Raw genomic sequence first — 20,951 nt, 5'->3', positions numbered from 1 at the left:
ACTAGATGTTTTTGTTTAAAGGCCTAGCCTAATTTGGTTAGGCCTTTTTATTTAGAAGTGCATTTTATCCGTCGCTTTTCGGATAGCTAATTCAATATAAGCTTCCATATTTCCAGCTTCCGTTCCAATGATAATGCGGCATTGGCCGGGCTGGTTGATGGTAGTCTTCTATAGTTGCGTATGTCATCGCATACCTTCAGCGTGGTAGTTAAATAAAATTTCCTAAACAGGTTTTCTGCTGTAGCACCGTTGAAGAACACGCTACGTATCGATGGGTGTCTTTGGAAAAATATAACGAAATCGTTGGGAACGATCGTTTGTTTAACAATACCCGAATCTAGACTGCCAGAACGAGAGCAGTCTTTTATCACGTCCCACACGGCAATGCCGTTGTCATTGAGAGCATTTAATCTGGATTCATAAGGAAGTAATGCATCGATTCCTAGTAATCTACAGACAATCGGCCAGAATTGATTGCGGGGATGGGCGTAATATTCGCCGGCGTTAAGCGAGGCTAATCCAGGCATGCTGCCCAGAATCAAGACTCGGGCGCGCTCCGTCGCAATTGGAGGAAATCCGCTTATAGGGTTCATTCAGAGCTTTGTGCGGAGTGGTTCTGCGTTGCTGACTTCAACAGACCGAGTACGTCCAAAACTCTACAGCTGTATGCGTGTTCGTTATCGTGCATTATCGATAATCCGATTTGCTTATTCTGATTAATTGTGAGCTGCGCCATCAACAAAATTGCAGAGAAATCTGTTCGCATGTAATCGATGCTTGCTTTTTGATGGCCCCACGCCCCGTAGTCACAGCAAATGATTCCGGATAATTGGTTGTTAGCATATCGCTCAAATAGTTCTATGCACTGATCTCGGCTAGCATCCGTTGCCAAGTATGCCGTAAAGTCGATCACCGACACTATTGCTGTTGGGACGCGGTAGGAAACGGCTTCCAACTTGCCCGCCAAATTTGGTAAGACGAGAGCTGTCGACTTGGCAACATTGGTGCCGGTGGGGATGATCGAAGCGGCACAGCCTCGCCCAAGCTGTGAAGATGAGTGGTAGCCGTCCAAGACCCTCTGGTCAGAGAGTTGGGGGTGTATAGTTGCGATACGCGCCGATACTATTCCAAAATGTTTATCCAGAATGTGGCAAATCGGTACCATTGCATTTCCGGTGCAGGTACTTGCGGAGATAACGTGGTGCTTATCCGGTAGGTAATCAGCCTGATTAACCCCGTAAACGATGCTGATGTCGCACCCGGTAACGTTCCATGTGCATAAGACCTTGCGGGCGATGCCCCGTTCCAAAATGGTTCTGAAATCATTGATGCTAGCGGTGCCGGTGGCGTCGAATAAAACATCGAGATCAAATTCCTTCAAACTGTCCAGGCCATGTTCGGATGGGCCGCTGCGTCGTCTATCGACCCGTTGATAGCGTATTCTTTTCCCATCCAAAATCAGGTCGTTGCCATCGCACTCAACTTGAAACGGAGGTCTGCCGTACGTACTGTCATTTGCCAGTAGATACGCGACATGGTCAATCGTCATCACGTCGCACACCACGCAAATCTGATGTCGGCCTCCACTTTGCTGGGAAAAGTTCGTACGTAATACGCCGCGGCCGATACGGCCGAGGCCGACGATTGCTACCTTCAAACTCATAAGCGGATACCTCCCGGTGCGGGGCCGGCTAATAATCGAGTGTTTTTGTTACCGCGAGAAATGAGGGCAATTGTCATCGCTGATGTGGGTGTTTTTAGACAGGTGTAGCGTTTCGGTGCTAAAAAGCTAGAGCAAGTTCACGGCCTCGTCAAGGTAAGCGGTCCTTACATAAAACGGTTCTGCGCCAAACAACTTGTTGGTGAGCTTCATTGATTTAGATATCTTCTTCGTGGGCGCCAAATTTGGCGGAGAATCGCAGCAATACGAATACGGCTCCGGAGCCCCCGGCTTTTGGCGGTGCCGAACAGAAGGCCAATACGTCTTGATGTTGGCGTAACCACAAATTGATATCATTTTTTAACACCGGCTGACTGTCGGGCGAGTTATATCCCTTGCCGTGAATCACGTGAACGCAGCGGATTCCGTTTTCGACGCAGTCATGCAAGAAATTTAATAATTGTTGTTTGGCGTTTCGGCTAGTCAAACCGTGCAGATCGATTTCGGCGTCCAAGCCATACTGTCCCTTGCGTAGCTTCTTCAGCACGTTTTTTTGCAGGCCCGGCGCTAGAAAGGCAATCCGGTCTTCCTGAAACAGCATGTCCAACTTTTCAGAAATATCTTTTTGCAGCGGGTCTATTTGTTCGAGCGGCTTAGTTTTCGGAAATGGGCGAGGCTTGCCGGCGGGTTGCAGACTCACCGTATTGGTATCGATAGTTTTAACTTTGCCTACCGTGTTTCTGAACAGCGCGGAGTCATCCGGCGAAGTGGTTTTTTTTGTCACGTAAGCTGCTGGTTTTGCGGTTTTTTTGCTAAGATGCTGCAATTTTAATGCGTTTTAATGCGGTATGCACATTCTGATTAGTAACGACGACGGCTATTTGGCGCAAGGGATCAATACATTGGCGCAAGCATTGAGTCAACATGCCGAAATATCCGTCGTTGCACCGGACAAGAACCGCAGCGCGGCCAGCAACTCGTTGACTTTGGACATGCCGTTACGCGCTACGGCATGTGACAATGGTTTTGTCCGTGTCGATGGTACACCGACCGATTGCGTACACTTGGCGATTACTGGCTTATTGAAAACCGAACCCGACATGGTGTTCGCTGGTATTAACCATGGCGCCAACCTGGGCGACGACGTGCTGTACTCCGGAACCGTCGCGGCAGCGACTGAAGGCCGATTTTTGGGATTGCCTGCGGTCGCTATTTCGCTAGCAGCCAGCGACCCCAAACATTTCGATACCGCGGCCGCGGTTGCAATCGCCTTAATGCAAAAAATTCTGGCTCATCCGCTGCCGGAGGACACCTTATTGAATGTGAATGTACCCGATGTGCCGTTGCACGAATTGAAAGGGTATCAAGCAACCCGCCTGGGCCAGCGGCACAAGGCGGAAGCGGTGGTTCGTGCCAGCGACCCGCGCGGGCATACTATTTACTGGGTGGGGCCGCCGGGTAGCGAGCAGGATGCCGGGCCGGGTACGGATTTCGATGCGATCCGCAACGGTTTTGTATCGGTCACGCCGCTACAACTGGATTTGACCCGTTATGAGCGTTTGGCAGGCCTGAGCGAATGGTTGGCATTGGAGGCATAGGTATGAGTCGGCGTCTACAAGGCATCGGCATGACGTCGCGCCGCACCCGGGAGCGCATGATCTCCCGGCTGCGGCAGCAGGGCATAACAAACGGTAACGTGTTGGCGGTGATGGCGGATACGCCGCGGCATATTTTTGTCGACGAGGCTCTAGAAAGTCGGGCTTACGAAGATACGGCGCTGCCGATCGGCCATAACCAAACCATCTCCCAGCCCTACATCGTGGCGAAAATGACCGAGTTATTGCTGGAATTCGGGCCGCGGAAAAACGTATTGGAAATCGGCACCGGTTGCGGCTACCAGACCGCGATATTGGCTAACTTGGTCGGTCAGCTTTATTCGGTCGAGCGGATTGCGCCGTTGATGAAAAAAGCTCGAGACACGCTATGGGAACTGGGCATAAAAACGGTGGGGTTCAAGCATAGCGACGGTGGTTGGGGCTGGCCGGAGCACGCTCCGTTCGATGGCATTTTGGCCGCTGCGGCACCGCCGGAAGTGCCGCCGGCATTATTGGAACAACTCGCAGTCGGCGGCGTCTTGGTTATCCCGGTCGGATTGGAAGGCATGCAGGAATTACACAGAATCACGCGCACCGAGCACGGCTTCGAAGACGAAGTCATCGAGCGGGTAACCTTCGTGCCGTTCTTGTCGGGCGTCAGCCGTTAGTTTCGGCTTTTCTCTATCCCCGGACAGTCGCAGACGCGGGAGCGGCAAAATTAGCGATTAACCCTGGTGGTCCACATTTCCCGCATGGCTTGGGCAAATTGCTCGGCAAATTGCCTGCCGGCAAACAGCGGTGAATATTCCAGCCGGTCCCGTAATTCCGAGCGCAGCTGGCTAAGCAGACCGAGATCGGCGGCAAAGCCAGCGGCTTTCTGCAGATAATCCGACTGGTCTGCCGCGATCCAGTCGGCCAGCCCGGCATTGGTAGCGATCGATTCCGCGGCGCGCGCCAGTAAACCGCCGCCGCGTAGAGTCAGCACCGGCACTCCCATCCATAACGCTTCCACGCTGGTAGTCACGCCGGGATACGGAAACGTGTCCAATGCAATATCGACAGACTGGTAAGCCGCCAAATGTTGTGTCCGGTCGCTAAAAGGCGGGCTCAAAACCAACCTATCCCTGTCGATACCGTGGCCGGCAAAGCGGGCGATGGTCCGTTCCCGAACCAAAGCCTCGTTTAACTGGCTGGCTTTCAGAAACAATTTGGCATCAGGGACATGCTGCAACACTTGCGCCCACAGCTCTACCGTATCGTCGCTGATTTTGGTCAGATTGTTGAAGCTACCGAAGGTGATATAACCATTTTGCAGCGCCGGTAGCGGCCGAACCTCGACGGCCTGTTGCGGCGGCGTAAAACATAAACAAGTCTGCGGCAGACGCCATATCGCTTCGGTAAAGTGCTGTTCGTCTTCGGCCAGAATCGAATAAGGGTCGCTCAACACGTAATCGATGGCCGGCAGCCCGGTCGAAGCCAAATAGCCCAGCCAACTAATCTGAACCGGTGCCGGCTTCCAGGCGAATAAGGGCAGCCGATTGTGGGCGCTGTGGCCGGCAAGATCGATCAGGATATGCACCGCGTCGCCGCGTATCAGCTCGGCAGCGGTTGCGTCAGTAAAACCGCCAATATTTTTCCATTCGCGCAGATAGGGTTGTAAATGCATCGAATAGTGGTCCGTTTCGGGCTGGGTTGCGTAGGCAATAAATTCCACTCGCTGCGGGTCGCTGTCGCGCAATAACGCCAACAGAAAATGCCCGACCGGATGATCGCGTAAATCCCCGGACACCAATCCGATCCGTAACCGCTCCGGATTGTCGTCGCATAGCCAATCGGCAAACGGCCGCGCCGCATGCTCGGCCATCTCGGCGAATTTCTGCGCTTCTTCCAGATAATTGCAGTTAGGCGTGTGTGCGCTGTAGTTCAAATGAAACAACAAACCGCTTTGGGTGGCGATTTGATCTGGATTCAGGGCCAAACTGCGCCGCCAGCAGGCCTCGGCTTCGGCAATGCGGCCCTGGCTTTGCAGATTGATGCCGAGATTGGTAACTGCGTCGACATAGGCCGGATTCAATTCCAGCGCCCGGCGATAACTGGATTCGGCTTCAATAAGCCGCCGTTGCATTTGCAAGGTGGTGCCGAGATTATTCAGCGCTTCCGGATAATCGGCTTGCTTGGCCAAAGCATTGCGGAAATGGGCTTCGGCCTGGACCAAATCGCCCGCTTCGTAATACAACGAACCCAGCGTACAAAACGCTTCCGCATAGTCCGGATTCAATGCCAATGCTTGTCGGCAGGCTGCCAAGGCCTCAGCCGCCCTGGCCTGGCTTTTCAATAGTACCGCTAATTGGTAGTGGACTTCGGCCTGGAAAGGGGCTTTAGCCAATGCTGTACGGAACACTTGCTCGGCTGCGGCGAATTGGCTTTGCGCCTGTTGGCTCAGGCCTAAGCGCAACCAGGCATCGATTGTGTCGGGAGTTAACGCTGTCAGCCGGGCAAAACAGGTCTCGGCTTCGGCGTAACGGCCCAGATTGTAGAGCAGGCTGCCCAGATTGGCATACGCAGGCACGTTATTCGGCTCCAGTTGCAAGGAGCGGCGGTAGGCGTCGATGGCTTCCGCAAAGCAGCCCTGACCGTGCAAAGCTGAGGCGTAATTGAGCAGGGCTTCGGCGTCATCGGGCAACAGATCTGCGGCGCGGCCTAAAGCCTGCAGGGCTTCCGGGAAAATCTGCTGTTGCAGCAGGAACAAGCCCAGGATTTTCCAGACGATACCCGATTCAGGAAAGAGGGCGAGCAAACGGCGGGCAAGTTGTTCGCCTTCGGCATAACGGCCTTGTTGAAAGTGGGCGTACAACGCCTGCAAATCCGGCCCGGCTGGGGCGGCCAGGACCTGTTCCATCGCCGCAATATCCGGCCCGACTAAACCGTAGCGCTGCTTGGCTTGCTGCAGCACCTCTCGCGCTTGCGGATAACGCTCGCCCTGAACCAGCGCCTGCAAATAGCTAAGCTGGTACTTGTGTTGCGCCGGGTCGGTTGCCATAGCGCGTTCAAGGTGGTTCAGGGCAATGTCGAATTGGCCGACCTGCAACGCCAGAACACCCATGTTGTGATGGGTTTGGGCGTGTTCGGGTTGCAACTGCAATATCTGAAGATACAAAGCTTGCGCCTCTGCCAGTCGCCCGGCTTGGTGCTGGGCGATGGCGAGTTGCAACAGCTGTTGCAGTTTTTCGGCAGACACTATCGTTTGTTGCTGATCAGGCGGGCCGGTGCTGATCTGCTAATAGCTGGCGCAGGGTTTGTTCCAGGTTGCGGCAGAACAGTTCGGTGTCGAACAAGGGATGGCTTTTTTGATTCTCGAGGAGTTTGGCTTTAATGCCGGCCAGATAAGCGCTGTCAGTGGCCAGTTTCAACGCCAAAGTCTCGTACTCTTCCAGCGACTGAGCGATCAACTCGGGCAAGCCGATCGAATGCAACAAACTGGCTGCGACCCGGCCGGAAAAGGTGTTGCCCAGGTAGGTCACCACCGGCACTCCGACCCGCAAGGCGTCGCTGGCCGTGGTATGTGCGTTGTAAGGCGTGGTATCGAGAAACATATCCGCCAGCCGATAGCGGGCCAGATGGTCTGCCACGGCCGGAACCCGGGTAGCGAACACCAGCCGATTCGGATCGATCCCGCGCTGTTCCGCTTCCCGGCGCAAATTGCGTTGCGCCGGTTCGTTCAACTTCATCAGCCACAACACGCTGCCCGGAACTTGTTTGAGCAGACGCATCCAGATGTCGAACATCGGCGGATTGATCTTGTAATCATGGTTGAACGAGCAAAAGATGACGCCGGTTTCCGGCAAGCCCATTTCGGCCCGGGTTGGCGTGCGCTCGGCAATCTTCAGATTCGAGTCGGTCGGCAGATACGCGTTGGGCAGATAGGCCACTTTCTCGCTGTAATATTTTTGATGCTGTTCCGGGATGACGATGCGGTCCGCCAGGATATAGTCCATGTAGTCCAGACCCAGCGAGCCGGGGTAACCCAGGAAATTGACGTGAATCGGCGCCGGCCGGTAACTGAAAATGTCGGTGCGGGAGTCGGCGGTATAGCCGGCCAAATCGATCAGGATATCCACTTCCAGATCTCGGATCAGTTCCGCGATTTCCCAGGATTTTTTACCGCGCACGTCGATGAATTTGCTAAACGCATTTTCGAAGCGTTGCCGCAATGCGCCTTTGTCGTCCAGTCCCAACGAAATGGCAATGGTCTCGAATTGGGATCGGTCGTGGTGCTCGATGATGCCGGCCATCAAATGTCCGACCGGATGTTCGCGAAAATCCGGCGACACGTAGGCGAGGCGGATTTTATCGTGCCGGTAGCTTTCGCCATTCCATAACGCCTTGTTTTTCGGCGGAAACAAATGTTCGGCGAAAATCTTGACGCATTGCTGCAGAGCTTCGGGCGAGTTGGACAAGGACATAAACGGCAGCGTTTTACAGACCTTGCGTTGTTCGCGGACGCCGGTTTCGATAATGTCGCGGCTTTCCTCGAACCGGCGCCAGTCGCAGCAATGCTGCTCGGCGTGAAATAGCAAACCTCTGCCGTAATCGAAATCCGGATTCGCCGCCAACAGTTGTTCGAATAGCGGAATGGCATCCTCATAACGGTTCATTTCGGTCAGGATAATGCCCAGACCGGCCAGCGCCTTGTCGGATGTCGGATTGACTTTTAACGCCTCGTTGAAGCTCTCGACCGCTTTGACGTGCTGTTTGATCTCGTAGTAAAGGTTACTGCGGTTGATCATCGCGCTTTCGTAGGCTGGGTCCAAGGCAATCGCCTGTTGGTATGCCGCCAACGATTCGTCGAAACGCCCCAGAGATTGCAGTACAACAGCCTGGACAAAATGCGCCGGTGCATAGCTTCTGCCGGTATCGGTGGCGATGGCTTTGCCGATCCAGGCCAAGGCCTCCTGTTGTTCGTCGGCTTGCGAGGCAAGGACCGCGAGCGAATATAGGGCTGGAAAGTTTTGCGGTTGCAGTTGCAACACTTCCAGAAACAATTGCCTGGCTCCGGGGGCGTCGTTGCTGTTTTGCAACTCCAGCGCTCTCATGGTTTTTTGCTGGACCAGGGTGGCATCGTTGGCGCTGAGCGTAGCGGTCGGCGTGGTCAGCGCGAAGTGGCTAGGCAGATTGTTGGTGTATTGGTCGGCTAAATTAGAGCCTTCGCGGCGGTCCAGCTCTTTCAATACCAACAGGCAGAAATCCGGTGACTGCACGACGCTGTCCAATATCGCTGCCAGTTTGCGCAATTGCAGGTTACTGAGTCGGTCCAGCTTTTGAAAGTCTCTGACGAATACGGCGTCGGACCAGATTGCTTGTTTGATGCCTGCATACGGGTTGTCTTTCAAAACCAGTGGTTTGAAACTGCGCGGCACGATGCCGGTGAAGCAGTGGAACATAAAACCTTGCGAGCGCAGGAATTGTTCGACTTCGGCAAACAAGGGCTGGCCTTCGTACAACTCGACGAATTCGACTTCGGTCCAAATCACCAAGGTGTCGGCCAAGGCGTTGCTGCCGCCTTTGAATACGTCGAGTTCGCCGCCCTGTACGTCGATTTTGATCATGTCGACGTTGCCCAAATCGTTCAGCTGATCCAGGCTGACGGTCTCGACCGGATGTTCCGCGACCAACTGCACCACGTCGCCGAGTTGAAAAAAAGCGTCCAGCAACGGTTTGTTCGGCTTGTACAAAGAGCCGGTCATGAACCAGTTGGTTTCGTAGTATGTCGCCGGACCGCCCTTGCCGACGAAATAAGGCAGATAACGATAGGATGCGTTGCCGGCGTAGATCTCGCATAATTTGGCATGGGCCTCCGGATCCGGTTCGAATCCGACCACGGTCGCTAAATCGGCCTGCATCAACGGCGCGTAGGGTTCGGTCAACTGGCCGTGGGAACTGGCGCCGATATCGACGATGTTGACCCGTATCGGGTTGTCGTCTGTTTTTAGCAAGGCGTCGAGCAGATTGAAAGCTTGCGGCAGGTTTAACAGCTCGCGCCAAATCGTGGCATTGTTGCGATTGTGTTGGACGATTAATTGCTTGATATGCTCGGGAACCGGTTTTTGCCGGCGCAAACTGGCCAAGGCGTAGCGGCGGGCCATGCCGACCGATAAATTCGGGCTGTTTTGAATCAGATCCAGGACGCTAAGCGGGTCGGCCAGAAAATACGATGAAAAGCTGCGTTTGGCTTCGTAGAACTCGATCAACAAGCATTTCAACCATTCGCCAAGCGAACCGACGACCGGGCGATTTAAGTCCCGGCTCAGCGGCGGCAGAAACGGGTGGCGGAAGTCGGTCAACACGTTGATATTCAACAACAATGTTGCCGCGGTGGACAATGCTGCCGCGCGCATGCCCAGTTTGTAGTAAACATAGACCAGCATGACCAGCCAGGGCGTTTTTTCGGCCTCTGTGGCGATGTTCAGTGTGTTGTACGGTTCGGCTAAAACTCTGGCCTGTTGCAGCAAGTTCAACTTCTCGTGCGCAGCGAGCTTGCCCGATTCGTAGGCTGCACAGAGCGATATCAGTTGGCGAAATTCCGGCGCCAATTCGCTGCTATCGAGCGGCAAACAATAGTGCGAGTACTCGTAACCGGCAAAAAATGCACTGGGGTCGAAGCTATCTGGGCTTGCTGCCGGTTGCGGATCCCGGTCCAGTAACAAGCCGCGCTGGCGCAATAATGCCGCCCGGTCCGGTTTGCAGGCGAACAGGTTTAAGGTCTCGCTGTGTTGATCGGCATCGAATTCGACCAAAACGTTGGGCTCGGCAATCAAACGGTAAATCCCGAAGCCGAATTGGCGGACGGCATCGATCAAGCCGTGATTGATTTGGCTGCCGTGCATTAACTCGAACATCAACAGCGGCGACTGTTCGCTGAAAAAGCGTTGGCCGCCTTTGAGGACGTTGATTTCTTCGCCTTCCGCGTCCATTTTGACGAAATCGATCATTACCCCCGGTGCATATTCGGCCAAGCTGTCGTCCAGGGTACGTAATTGGATGGTTTCCTTGTTTTGGCCGCTGCCGCTCAACGAGTTGAGTTCGCTGTTGGCCGATACGCTGATCTCCGCGGCGCGGGTCGTGTCGGATAAGCCGAAACGCAGCAGGTTGACCTTGTCGCTAAAGCCATTCAGTTCGATGCTGCGCTGCAGCATAGTCCCCGGAGCCGAGGTCGGTTCGAACGCCCAGACCCGGCCGCTATCGAGCCGTTTGGCGATGCTGAGGGCGTAGACGCCGTGATTGGCGCCGATATCCAGGCTGTGCATGCCCGGCTCGATGTAGCTCCGGATAAAATCCATTTCGTCTTCGAACCAATCCTCCTGTTCCAGCAAAACATAAGGGGTCATCAAATTGATGTCGCTGGCCGCACACACGGTGACGTCGTTCTCGATTTTGATCGGCCAAAAAAGGGGTTTCTCCATGTATCTACCTTGTTTTGCGTTGCGATTGCAGGTTTAGGGAAATCGACCGGGCTAAGAAATCGATTCCGGTTGTGGGTACGGCGGCGGTGTCTAGTGCGAAACATGGCATTTCGACAGCGGCCGGATTGCAGAAATTATAGACGGCTATTGCCAAGCAAGAAGATTCCCGGATTTTAGGCAATAAAAAAGCCGTCCCCGCTCCCGCAGAGGACGGCTTCCGAGCTTTAGTGGTTAAGGCTTATCCGATCAGGATGTCGTTAGCGCCGGTGCCGGATGTCGCCAATGCGTCGGCCGCGGCGATACCGGTCAATTTGATCAACAAATCGCCACCGGTGTTTTCCTGGAACACATAAGTATCGCCGCCGAAAGCGAAGGCACTGGTGGCGCCGTCTGCCGTGGTCATCAACTTGGCTACTTCAACCCATTCCGCCAGCGTATCGATGTCGGCAGCGTCGGCACCTCCCAATGTGATGACACCGTCGGTACTGTCAGCCGTCAGCACTTTCGCCGGGGTAACACCGCTGATTGCCAGTTTCACGTCGACAGCGGTTACGTCGGCAATAATCGTCGGTGTACCTTCAAGGTTTAATGTATCCGGGCCTGTGCCGTCAGCCAGGGTGAAACCGTTTACCGTATCGAAGCTGCCGCTTTGGATATTGCCACTGTCACCTGCCGCGAACACGAAGGTATCAGCACCTGTGCCGCCCGTCATGGTGTCGGCACCGGCACCGCCGGTAATGTTATCGGCCAAACTGGTACCGGTGATCGTATTCGCATCGGAATCGCCGGTGATATTGACAATGTCGGTACCGGTATCGAAGGCGTTGCCGGAACCGAATGCGGTAAAGGTTAGGCCCGCCAAACTCACCGCGGTACCGCCGACGACATTGACTTGTAACGTCGCCGCTCCGGCCGCCGTAGCGTTAACCAGCAAGGTTGAGCCGGTCAATTGTGCACCGGTAAATGTTGCGGTTTGGCCGGAGGTGATTATCAATTGCTCGACGTTGGTGATACCGCTGTTGCCCGCACCGGCGAAATCGGTGCTGGTCACGACTTTCAACGCGTCGAAATCAGCCCCGCCGTTAATGGTTTCGCCGAAGCTGACGTCGCCAGTGTTGAACAGGAAGGTATCGTTACCTGCGCCACCGGTTAGGTCATCTGCACCGGCGTCGCCATCGATGGTTTGAGCGCCGTCGCCGCCAACGATCACGTCAGCTACTGTGGTACCCGTTACTGTCGAGGTGGTTTCGATTCCGACCGTGTCGATCGTGCTGTAACCCAGTGTTGCCAACCTGGTCACTTGAGCCCCGGTCAGGAAATCGAGTTGGTTGGCGGTAATCGCGCCGATTTGGGTCGAGGTCAAGGCGTCGAGCTGGCTGGTGGTCAGTACCGCAAACTGCGCTGAGGTCAAAGCCTGAATATCGAAAGTCGTCAATGCGTTCAACTGGGTTGCCGTCAGTTTGGGCAATTGGGCAGTAGTCAGCGCTTCCACTTGAGTCGTCGTCAATGCGTCGATTTGCGCGGTTGTCAACTTATCGATCACGCTGGTCGAAATCGCTCTGATCTGATCGGTCGTCATTTTTTGCAAATCGGCGACTTCGATCGAGGCGATTTGATCCGAGGTCAAAGCGCCGACTTGGGTTGTGCTCAACTGGCTGATTTGCGACGTGGTCAGCGATGCAATTTGCCCGCCGGCCCCGGCAGACAAGGCCGCGATTTGAGTAGTGGACAGAGCAGCCAGCTGAGTTGTATTCAGAGCCTGAATTTGCGATGAAGTCAGCGCGGTGAGGCCGCCGGTAGCCAACAGGCCTGCCACGTTGACGAAAGCCATGTCTCCGACTTCAACTTTAGCCACTTGCGCATTCGACAGTGCCGATACCTGGGTCGAGGTCAGCGCCGAAACTTGCAAGGTATCCAGGGCCACGACTTGGTCTGTGGTTAGTGCCCCCATCTGGTCGGTCGTCAATGCATTGATTTGGGTTAGCGACAGCTTTTGCAGATCGGCGGTTTGAATCGCTTCGATTTGCCGCGTGGTCAGTTGCGCTATTTGCGTTGCCGACAGTGCCGCGAACTGGGCAGAAGACAAGGTCGCGATCTGGCCGTCGGTTCCCAGCGTCAAGGCCTGCAATTGGTTGGAGGTCAAGGCTCGCAACTGGTCTGTGGTCAGCGCTGCGATCTGGCCGTTGGTTGCCGTGGTCAAGGCTTGCAATGCCGAAATCGACAAGCCCTTGATCGCGTCGGTGGTGACTGCCCGTAAATCGGTCGTCTCCATTTTCGCGATTTGGTCGGCGCTCAGCGCACCTATTTGGGTTGAGCTTAGAGCTTGTACTTGACTGCTGGTCAGTTTCTCTACTTGCGAAGTCGTTAACGCCGCCACTTGTGTTGACGTGAACGCCTCTATTTGTGCAGTCTTCAACGCGGCCAGATCTGTCGTTTCCAGAGCTTGGATCTGGTTAGTCGTCAGTTTTTGCAATTGGGTCGCTGTCAATGCCGCGGCTTGCTCGGTAGTCAGCGCAGCGACCTGACCGCCAGCACCCAGGGTTAAAGCCTGAATCTGCGTCGTTGTCAGCGCTGCAACTTGGGCAGTGGTCAGCGCGGCGATCTGGCCGTTTGTTGCTGTGGTTAGTGCTTGCAGACTATCGGTTGTCAGACTTTGCAGAGCCGTGGCCGAGATTGCGCGCAGATCGGTCGTTTCCAGTCCGGCGATTTGGCCGGGCGTCAGTGCTGCAACCTGAGTACCGCTCAAGTTGGCCGCCTGATCGGAGGTTAACGCGGTAACCTGTGCCGAAGTCAATGCGGCGACTTGAGCCGTCGTCAAAGCCTGAATTTGCGGGGTTTTCAGCGCGGCAATGTCTGCGGTTTCCAAGGCTTGGATTTGCTTGGTGGTTAACTTGCTGACTTGTGTGGTCGTTAAATTGGCAATCTGATCGGTCGTCAACGAGGCAATTTGGCCATTGGCTTCCACAGTCAGGGCGGTCAGTTGCGTCGTGGTTAAAGCCGCCACTTGGTTTGTGGTCAGCGAGGCGATTTGGCCGTTGGTGCCGGTGCTCAGAGCCTGCAGTGCGTCGGTCGTCAGACTTTGAATCGCAGTGTTGGTAACCGCGCTCAAATCTTCGGTTTCGAAGCCAGCCACTTGGCCCGGCGTCAACGAAGCCACTTGAGCACCGCTCAATTTTGCCGCTTGGTCCGAAGTCAATGCGGCGATTTGAGTAGAGCTCAAGGCAGCCACTTGGCCGGTTGCTCCGGTAGTCAAGGCCTGGATTTGAGCCGCTTTCAACGCCGCAATATCCGCCGTTTCCAGCGCCTGGATTTGGTCCGTCGTCAGCGATGCGATTTGGCTAGCTTGCAAATTCAATACTTGGGTTGAGGTCAGTGCGGCAATTTGGCCACCGGCGCCGGCAGTCAGCGAAGTCAGCTGGCTACTGGTCAGTTCGGTCAGTTGTCTGGTTGTCAGTGCAGCGATTTGGCCGTTGGTTGCCGTTGTCAAGGCTTGAATCGCCGAGCTGGACAAGCCTTTGATTGCGTCGATCGTTACTTGCGCCAAGTCTTCGGTTTCCATTGCCGCGACTTGGTCGGCCCGCAACGACGCCATTTGCGCCGAGGTCAAAGCGCCGGCCTGGGTTGTGGTCAGTTTTTGCACTTGGGTGCTGGTCAACGCGGCGATTTGACCGCCGGTGCCGGTTGTCAGGGCCTTGATTTGGTCCACCGTCAGCTTCTGTAGATCAGTGGTTTCAATCGCAGCGATCTGATCCGGCAACAGTTGCGAAATCTGCGTGGTTGTCAGTTTTTGAATCTGCTCGGTGGTCAGAGCGGCGATTTGGCCGGCGGTACCGACCGACAATGCCTGCAACTGGTCAGAGGTCAGTGCTTTGATTTGCGATGTGGTCAAACCGGCGATTTGGTTGCTGGTCAGCGCCGAGATTTGGTCGGTTGACAATCCGCTGATGGCTGTTGACGCGAGATAAGCCAAGTCGCCGGAATCCAACGCAGCAATTTGGGCGTCGGTCAACGAAGCAATTTGGCTGGAGGTCAGGGCTTCGACCTGGCTCGTCGTCAGGCTCTGCACTTGGGCTGTGGTCAATGCCGCGATTTGGCCCGTGGCACCTGTGGTCAGTGCCGCGATTTGAACCTTGCTCATCGCTACCAAGTCGTTGGTTTCCAGCGCCGTGATTTGAGCAATCCTCAATGCCGCGATCTGTGTGGTACTTAGTTGTTGAACCTGGTCTGCACTTAAGCTGGCGATTTGGCCGGCCGTGCCTTCGGTTAATGCCTGCACCTGGGTGGTGGTCAACGCGGCTATCTGGTCCGGTGTCAAGGCGGCGATTTGCACCGTCGACAACTCGGTGATTTTATCGGTCGATAACGCCCGCAACGATGTGGTCGACATATTGGCGATGACGGTGGTCGTCAAGGTCGCAAAGTCCACCGCCTGCATGTTTTCGACTTGGCTGGAGGTAAATTTATTGAACTGGGTATAGGTCAACGATGCGGCTTGGCTGGTTGTCAAGGCCTGAATCTGGTTCGCGTTCAGGACTGCTATTGCATCGGTGGTCAGCTTGGCTAGAGCGCCAGTCGCCCCAGTGGTCAGTGCGGCGAACGATGGAGTCGGTAAGTTGGCGACTTGGGTCGCGGTTAATTTCGAAGCCTGGTCTGCAGTCAATGCTGCCGCTTGGCTAGTGGTCAATGCGGCAACTTGCTGCGTGGTCAGGCCTTGCAGTTGGGTGCTGGTCAGTGCGGCAATCGCTTCGGTTTTCAGCGCAGAAATATCGGTAGTTTCGATTTTCGCCAACTGAGTGACGCTGAATTTGGTGACTTGGTCCGAGGTTAGAGAATTAACTTGCGCGGTCGTAAATTTCGCGATTTGCGAGGTTGTGAGCGCCGCAATTTGTGATGACGTCAAGGCGGCAACCTGGCCGGTTGCTCCGGTGGTCAGAATTGCGACTTGGTCGGTCGCCAACGCAGCGAGGACCGCGGTTGCCATGCCTTTGATAGCCGTCGTGGAGATCGCAGTGAAGTCAGCGGTTTCCATGCTGGCAATTTGTACCGAACTCATTCTCGCCAGTTGAGTCGAGGTCAACGCGGCCGATTGCGCCGTAGTGAATTTCGGCAATTGATCCGTTGTTAGTGCAGCAATTTGAGTCGTGGTCAGGCCCGCAACTTGATCTGTGGTCAGGTTAGCGATCTGGGTCGTAGTCAAGGAGGCGATTACGTTAGAACTCAAACCTTTAATCGCATCGCTGCTCAATTTTTGGAAATCGGCGGATTCCAGGTTGGCGACTTGAGTCGTAGTCAAGCCGGTCAGTTGGCTGGAACTGAACGACGCGGCCTGGTTGGTGGTCAGTGCGACAATTTGGTCGGTGGTCAGCGCGGCAACCTGCAAACTGGTCAAGCCGGCGACTTGGCCTGCGCTGCCGGTGGTCAGCAATTGGATTTGATCGGTGGTCAGATTGGAAATGACTCCGGTCGACAAGCCTCTGATACCGCTGGACGAGAAGTTGACGAAATCCGCGGAATCGGTGGTTTCGCTGATCAACACACTGAATTGGCTGGTGCTAAGTGCCGCTACCTGAGCCGACGTCAGCGAAGCTTCCTGACCGGAGCTCAAAGCGTCTAATTGTGTCGAAGTCAAGGCCGCAATCTGAGCGGTCGACAAACCGGCCAACAAGCCGGTGGCGCCGGTGGACATGCTGGCGATTTGGGCGGTAGTCAAGCCGGCGATCGTCGCAGTGGATAAACCTTTGACGCCGGCCGGAGACAGTTTTGCGAAATCCGCGGATTCCATCGACGCGAATTGGTCGGAGGTGAATTTCGCGACTTGAGTCGATGTCAGCGATGCGGCTTGGTCGGTAGTCAACGCTGCGATTTGACCGTTGGTGCCGGTAGTTAAAACGGCGATTTGTGCGGTAGTCAGTGCAGCAATCTGGCCGTTGGTGCCGGTAGTCAAGCTAGCGAATTGAGTGGTGGTCAAATTCGACACAATGTCGGTCGAAAGGCCTCTAATCCCCTGCGATGTAATCGCGGCAAAATCGCTGGCTTCCATCGACGCGAATTGGGCGGTGCTCAAGATTGCGACTTGGCTGGACGTCAAAGAACCGGCTTGCGCGGTCGTCAAGGCTTCGATTTGCGTCGGGGTCAACGCCTGGATTTGAGCAGTGGTCAGCGCGGCGATTTGACCGGTTGCGCCGGTAGTTAAGGCCTGAATTTGCGACGTAGTCAACGCGGCCACGGCGTCGGTCGTCATGCCTCTGATGCTGGCAACTTTGACTTTCGCCAAATCGGCCGTTTCGAAACTGGTGATTTGCGCAGCGCTGAATGCACCCATTGCGGCGGATGTCAGCGACGCGGCCTGTTCGGTGGTCAGAGCGGCAATCTGGCCGGTCGCGCCGGTGGTCAAGGCTGCGATTTGCGCTGTGGTAAAGCCGGCTACGGCGGCATTGGACAGCTCCGCAAAGTCTGCGGTTTCAATGGCTTGAACTTGGCCGGTGGATAGTCTGGCGATTTGGGTAGCAGTCAACGCCGGTGCTTGCGTGGTAGATAGAGCGGCGATTTGGCTGGTAGTCAAAGACGAGATATTGGTTGTGGAAATGCCGGCGATCGCGCTGGAGCTCAGAGCCGCGAAATCCGCCGTTTCCATGTCGCTCAATTGGTCGGAACTGAATTTGCCGACTTGGGCAGCCGTTAACGAGGCCGCTTGGCCTGTGGTCAGCGCCTTAATATGGCCACTGGCGCCAGTGGTTAATGCGGCGATGGCGGTGGTGGTTAATTTTGACAGTGCGCCGGTGGAGCCGGTGGTCAATGCCGCGAAATCCGCGGTTTCCATGTTCGCAACTTGAGTGGATGTCAACGCGGCAGCCTGGGTACTGGTTAACGATCCGGCTTGCGACGAGCCGAATGCCACAATTTGGTCGCTGGTCAGGGCCGCAATTTGGGTAGTGGTTAAGCCGGCAACTTGTCCCGCGGTACCTGTGGTCAGTTTTTGGATTTGGGTGGTGCTCAACGAGGTCAGCGCTGAGGTGGTCATGCCTCTGATTGCACTGCTGGAGATCGCAACCAGATCGGTCGATTCCATCGCCGCAAACTGGCCGGAAGACAATGCCGCAACTTGGACCGAGGTGAATGCCGCCGCTTGTTGTGTCGACAAGGCCACGATCTGGCCGTCGGTTGCGGTGGATAGTGCGGCGACTACAGCGGTGGACAAGCCTCTGATGGCATCGGAATCCAATGCGGCGAAAGCGGAGGTCGACAAGGTGCCGATTTGCGCCGATGTGATCGCAGCTGCTTGCGCCGAAGTCAGCGCCGCTGCTTGAGCCGAAGTCAAAGCGTCGAATTGGGTTGATTTCAGGGCGGCGATTTGCGCGGTTGTCAACGCGGCGATTTGTCCGGCGCTACCGGTTGTCAGCGCGGCCAGTTGGGCGTCGGTCAGGCTGGCAACTGCTGAAGCAGTCAGGCCTTTAATCGCGGTGGTTGTAATATTCGCCAGGGCGTCGGTTGAAATTTGTACCGCTTGAGCGGAACTCAATCTGCCGACTTGGGCAGCCGTCAAGCCGTCGGACTGACTCGAAGTCAGGTTTTGAATTTGGCTGGTGGTGATCGAAGAAATGGCCGTGGTCGTTATCTGGCTGAGTGCGGAATCGGTTAACGCGCCGAAATCGGCGTCGTCGAGCGCTGCGATTTGGGCGCCGCTGAGAACCTTGGCCTGGTTAGACGTCAGCGATGCCACTTGACCGAAGGAGAGTGCTTTGACTTGGGCCGTGGTCAATGCAGCGATTTGTCCGGCGCTACCCACGCTCAAACCGGCGATTTGACCATTGGTGCCGGTGGTCAGCAATTGAATCTGTGTCGTCGTCAGTCCGCTCAGGACGGCGGTAGTCATGCCGGAGATCGCGGCTGATGAGATTGCGCTTAGATCGGCATTTTCCATCACGCTGATCTGTGCGGACGAGAATTTGCTGATCTGCGAAGCGGAAAGTTTGTTGATCGCCTCTGTCGTGAAAGAAGGTATCTGGTCGGTCGTCAATGCGGCTATTTGAGCCGCGCTTAAAGACGGAATCTGGGTCGTCAATAAAGCCGCGATCTGTCCGGTAGCGCCTGTGGTCAGAGCCGCAATTTCAGTGGTGGTCAGAGCCGCAATCTGGGCTGGCGTCAAAGTGGTAATGTCTGTATCGGTAGTGATAGCCATAGTTGCGGTCCTGTATGATGGATTCTGAAATTCGGCGGCGTCAATCAAGCGTCAAGGCAACGCCGGAATATGTGTTTAGCTTTTCGGTAGCAGGCAAAAAAACTTTAGCGGTTTTTTACTGGCGAAAAGTTATAGCAGCATCTAGGCTGTTTAATTATCAGCCCTCTTTGACCACTGTCACAGTTTGGCCAATTGTCACGAAGTGTAGACACAAAACTGAGTGGCGCATCTAAATTTGCCGGGCGGCAAATTGCGCCGGATTTGGTGCGGCGCTGACGAGTGTGTAAAAATCGAGCCGTTTTCGCGAACCTTAAACCGCTAACCAAGGTATGAATTCCCCCCAATCCGATTTGATCGAAGCGTTACGGCTGTGTAAGGGCGCGTTTATATCTGCTGCCGGTTTTAGTTTTGTGATCAACGTATTGCAACTGGTGCCGACCATTTACATGTTGCAGGTTTACGACCGGGTGGTGCCGACCGGCAATCTGACGACCCTGTCGCTGTTGACGCTGATTTTGATGGTGTTGTTCGTGACCATGGGGGTGTTGGAGTGGGTGCGGTCGCAAATTTTGGTTAGGATCAGCACCCGCATCGAGGTTCTGCTCAGCGAACGGTTATTGAAAGTGGCCTACAAAATGGCCCTGTATTCCAACGGCCAGCGCGCCAGCATCCAACCGCTCGACGATTTGACCGCACTACGCCAGTTCATGACCGGTAGCGGTTTGTTCGCCTTCTTCGATGCGCCCTGGCTACCGATCTACTTGGCGGTGATGTTCATGTTTCATCCCTGGTACGGTTGGGCCGGAGTGGCGACTGCGATCCTGTTGGTGATCGTCGCCTACGTCCAAGAAAAGACCACCAGCCGGATGCTGAGCGAAGCCAACAGCACTGCGCTGAACGCACGTAACCTGGTCAGTAAAAATTTGCGAAATGCGGAAGTGCTGGATGCGATGGGCATGCTGCCCAACATCCAGGGGCGTTGGTTGAACAGCGTGCATAAAGTGCTGCGGCTGCAGGCTATCGCCAGTTCCCGCGCCGGTCTGGTCAACGCCGTTTCCAAGTTGGTACGCTTGTCGTCGCAATCTTTGATATTGGCGCTTGGCGCCTATCTGGTCATCGAAAACGAGATTTCCTCCGGCCTGATGATCGCCGGTTCCATCCTGCTAGGTCGAGCCCTGGCGCCGATCGATATCGTGATCGGCACCTGGAAAGGCTTTATCAACGCCCGTGGCCAATACAACCGACTGAACGAGTTGCTGATACAGATGCCGGCCGAATCGAAAAAAATGACCTTGCCCGATCCGGTCGGCGCCTTTCAACTCGATATGGCGCAAGTCACGCCGCCGGGGGCGAAAACGCCGGTCATCAAAGGTATCAGCATGGCCATCGCCAAAGGCGACGTGGTCGGCGTGATCGGCCCCAGCGGCGCCGGCAAATCGACCTTTGCTCGCGCCTTGCTCGGTATCTGGCCGACTTCCAGCGGCACGATCCGCCTGGACGGTGCCGAAATCTTCAATTGGAACCGGGACGAACTGGGGCCGCACATCGGCTACTTGCCCCAGGATATCGAATTGTTCGAAGGCAGCATCAGCCAAAACATTGCCCGCTTCGGCGAAGTCGAGCCGGAGAAAGTGATTGCCGCGGCAAAGATGGCCGACGTCCACGAACTGGTGCTGCATTTGCCGGACGGCTACAACACCGTGATCGGTGCCAACGGCGGCAACTTGTCGGGCGGCCAGCGCCAGCGCATCGGTTTGGCGCGGGCTTTGTACGGCAATCCGGTCGTGGTGGTATTGGACGAACCTAACTCCAATCTGGACGAACAGGGCGAAATCGCCTTGGGCCGGACCATCCAGCGGCTGAAAGCCAATAAGGTCACGGTGATCGTGATCACCCACCGCAACAACGTCCTGAATAACGTCGACAAGTTGCTGTTGCTCAGCGACGGCCAATTGTCGGTTTACGGGCCGAAAGACCAGGTCGTAGCCCACTTGCAAAAGGTTGCATTGCAAACCGCGCAGCAAGCAAGGGCCGAACACGTCCAAGCCGGAGCCTAA

Annotated in this window: 9 protein-coding genes; 3 read left to right on the top strand and 6 right to left on the bottom strand. The window is 55.4% G+C overall.

Translation table 11 applies throughout. The annotated features are described in order from the left end of the window. Positions 1-86: 86 nt before the first annotated feature. The 3 genes from PL263_RS10850 to PL263_RS10840 all read right to left on the bottom strand — a co-directional run bounded on the left by PL263_RS10850 (position 87) and on the right by PL263_RS10840 (position 2,444). On the bottom strand, positions 87-593 hold the full coding sequence (locus tag PL263_RS10850) for a DNA-deoxyinosine glycosylase (protein WP_278209451.1): 507 nt from the start codon (positions 591-593) through the stop codon (positions 87-89). Next, entirely contained in the window at positions 590-1,663 is a 1,074-nt protein-coding gene (locus PL263_RS10845) for a glyceraldehyde 3-phosphate dehydrogenase NAD-binding domain-containing protein (RefSeq protein WP_278209450.1), read from the bottom strand. Before PL263_RS10845 ends, PL263_RS10850 begins: the two co-directional genes overlap by 4 nt. Positions 1,664-1,877: 214 nt before the next feature. Beyond that, a complete protein-coding gene (locus PL263_RS10840) occupies positions 1,878-2,444 on the bottom strand; it encodes a Smr/MutS family protein (RefSeq protein ID WP_278209449.1) in 567 nt (188 codons plus the stop codon). 64 nt (positions 2,445-2,508) lie between these two features. Here PL263_RS10840 and surE point away from each other — a divergent pair, with 64 nt between their 5' ends. Together surE and PL263_RS10830 are read left to right on the top strand one after the other, a co-directional pair. After that, positions 2,509-3,258 (top strand): 5'/3'-nucleotidase SurE, encoded by a 750-nt coding sequence (surE, locus tag PL263_RS10835; protein ID WP_278209448.1) that lies wholly within the window; start codon positions 2,509-2,511, stop codon positions 3,256-3,258. A 2-nt stretch (positions 3,259-3,260) separates the two neighbouring features. Beyond that, the gene (locus PL263_RS10830) at positions 3,261-3,923 is read left to right on the top strand and encodes a protein-L-isoaspartate(D-aspartate) O-methyltransferase (protein ID WP_278209447.1); all 663 of its coding nucleotides are present in this window, start codon (positions 3,261-3,263) and stop codon (positions 3,921-3,923) included. Between the two features lie 50 nt (positions 3,924-3,973). Here the strand turns inward: PL263_RS10830 and PL263_RS10825 are convergent, their stop codons facing one another. The 3 genes from PL263_RS10825 to PL263_RS10815 all read right to left on the bottom strand — a co-directional run bounded on the left by PL263_RS10825 (position 3,974) and on the right by PL263_RS10815 (position 18,894). Beyond that, on the bottom strand, positions 3,974-6,493 hold the full coding sequence (locus PL263_RS10825; protein WP_278209446.1) for a tetratricopeptide repeat protein: 2,520 nt from the start codon (positions 6,491-6,493) through the stop codon (positions 3,974-3,976). A 16-nt stretch (positions 6,494-6,509) separates the two neighbouring features. Then, positions 6,510-10,715 carry an FkbM family methyltransferase gene (locus PL263_RS10820; protein ID WP_278209445.1) on the bottom strand — a complete coding sequence of 1,402 codons (4,206 nt, stop codon included), beginning with the start codon at positions 10,713-10,715 and terminating at the stop codon, positions 6,510-6,512. 238 nt (positions 10,716-10,953) lie between these two features. Then, entirely contained in the window at positions 10,954-18,894 is a 7,941-nt protein-coding gene (locus PL263_RS10815) for a hypothetical protein (RefSeq protein WP_278209444.1), read from the bottom strand. Positions 18,895-19,223: 329 nt separating this feature from the next. On the opposite strand from PL263_RS10815, the gene PL263_RS10810 reads away from it, so the two are divergent. Further along, positions 19,224-20,951, top strand: coding sequence for a type I secretion system permease/ATPase (locus tag PL263_RS10810; RefSeq protein WP_278209443.1), 1,728 nt, complete (start codon positions 19,224-19,226; stop codon positions 20,949-20,951).

The organism is Methylomonas sp. EFPC3 (genome assembly GCF_029643245.1).
Classification (GTDB): Bacteria; Pseudomonadota; Gammaproteobacteria; order Methylococcales; family Methylomonadaceae; genus Methylomonas; species Methylomonas koyamae_B.
Note: the sequence above shows the minus strand (reverse complement) of the source record. Positions and strands in the feature narration are given on the sequence as shown.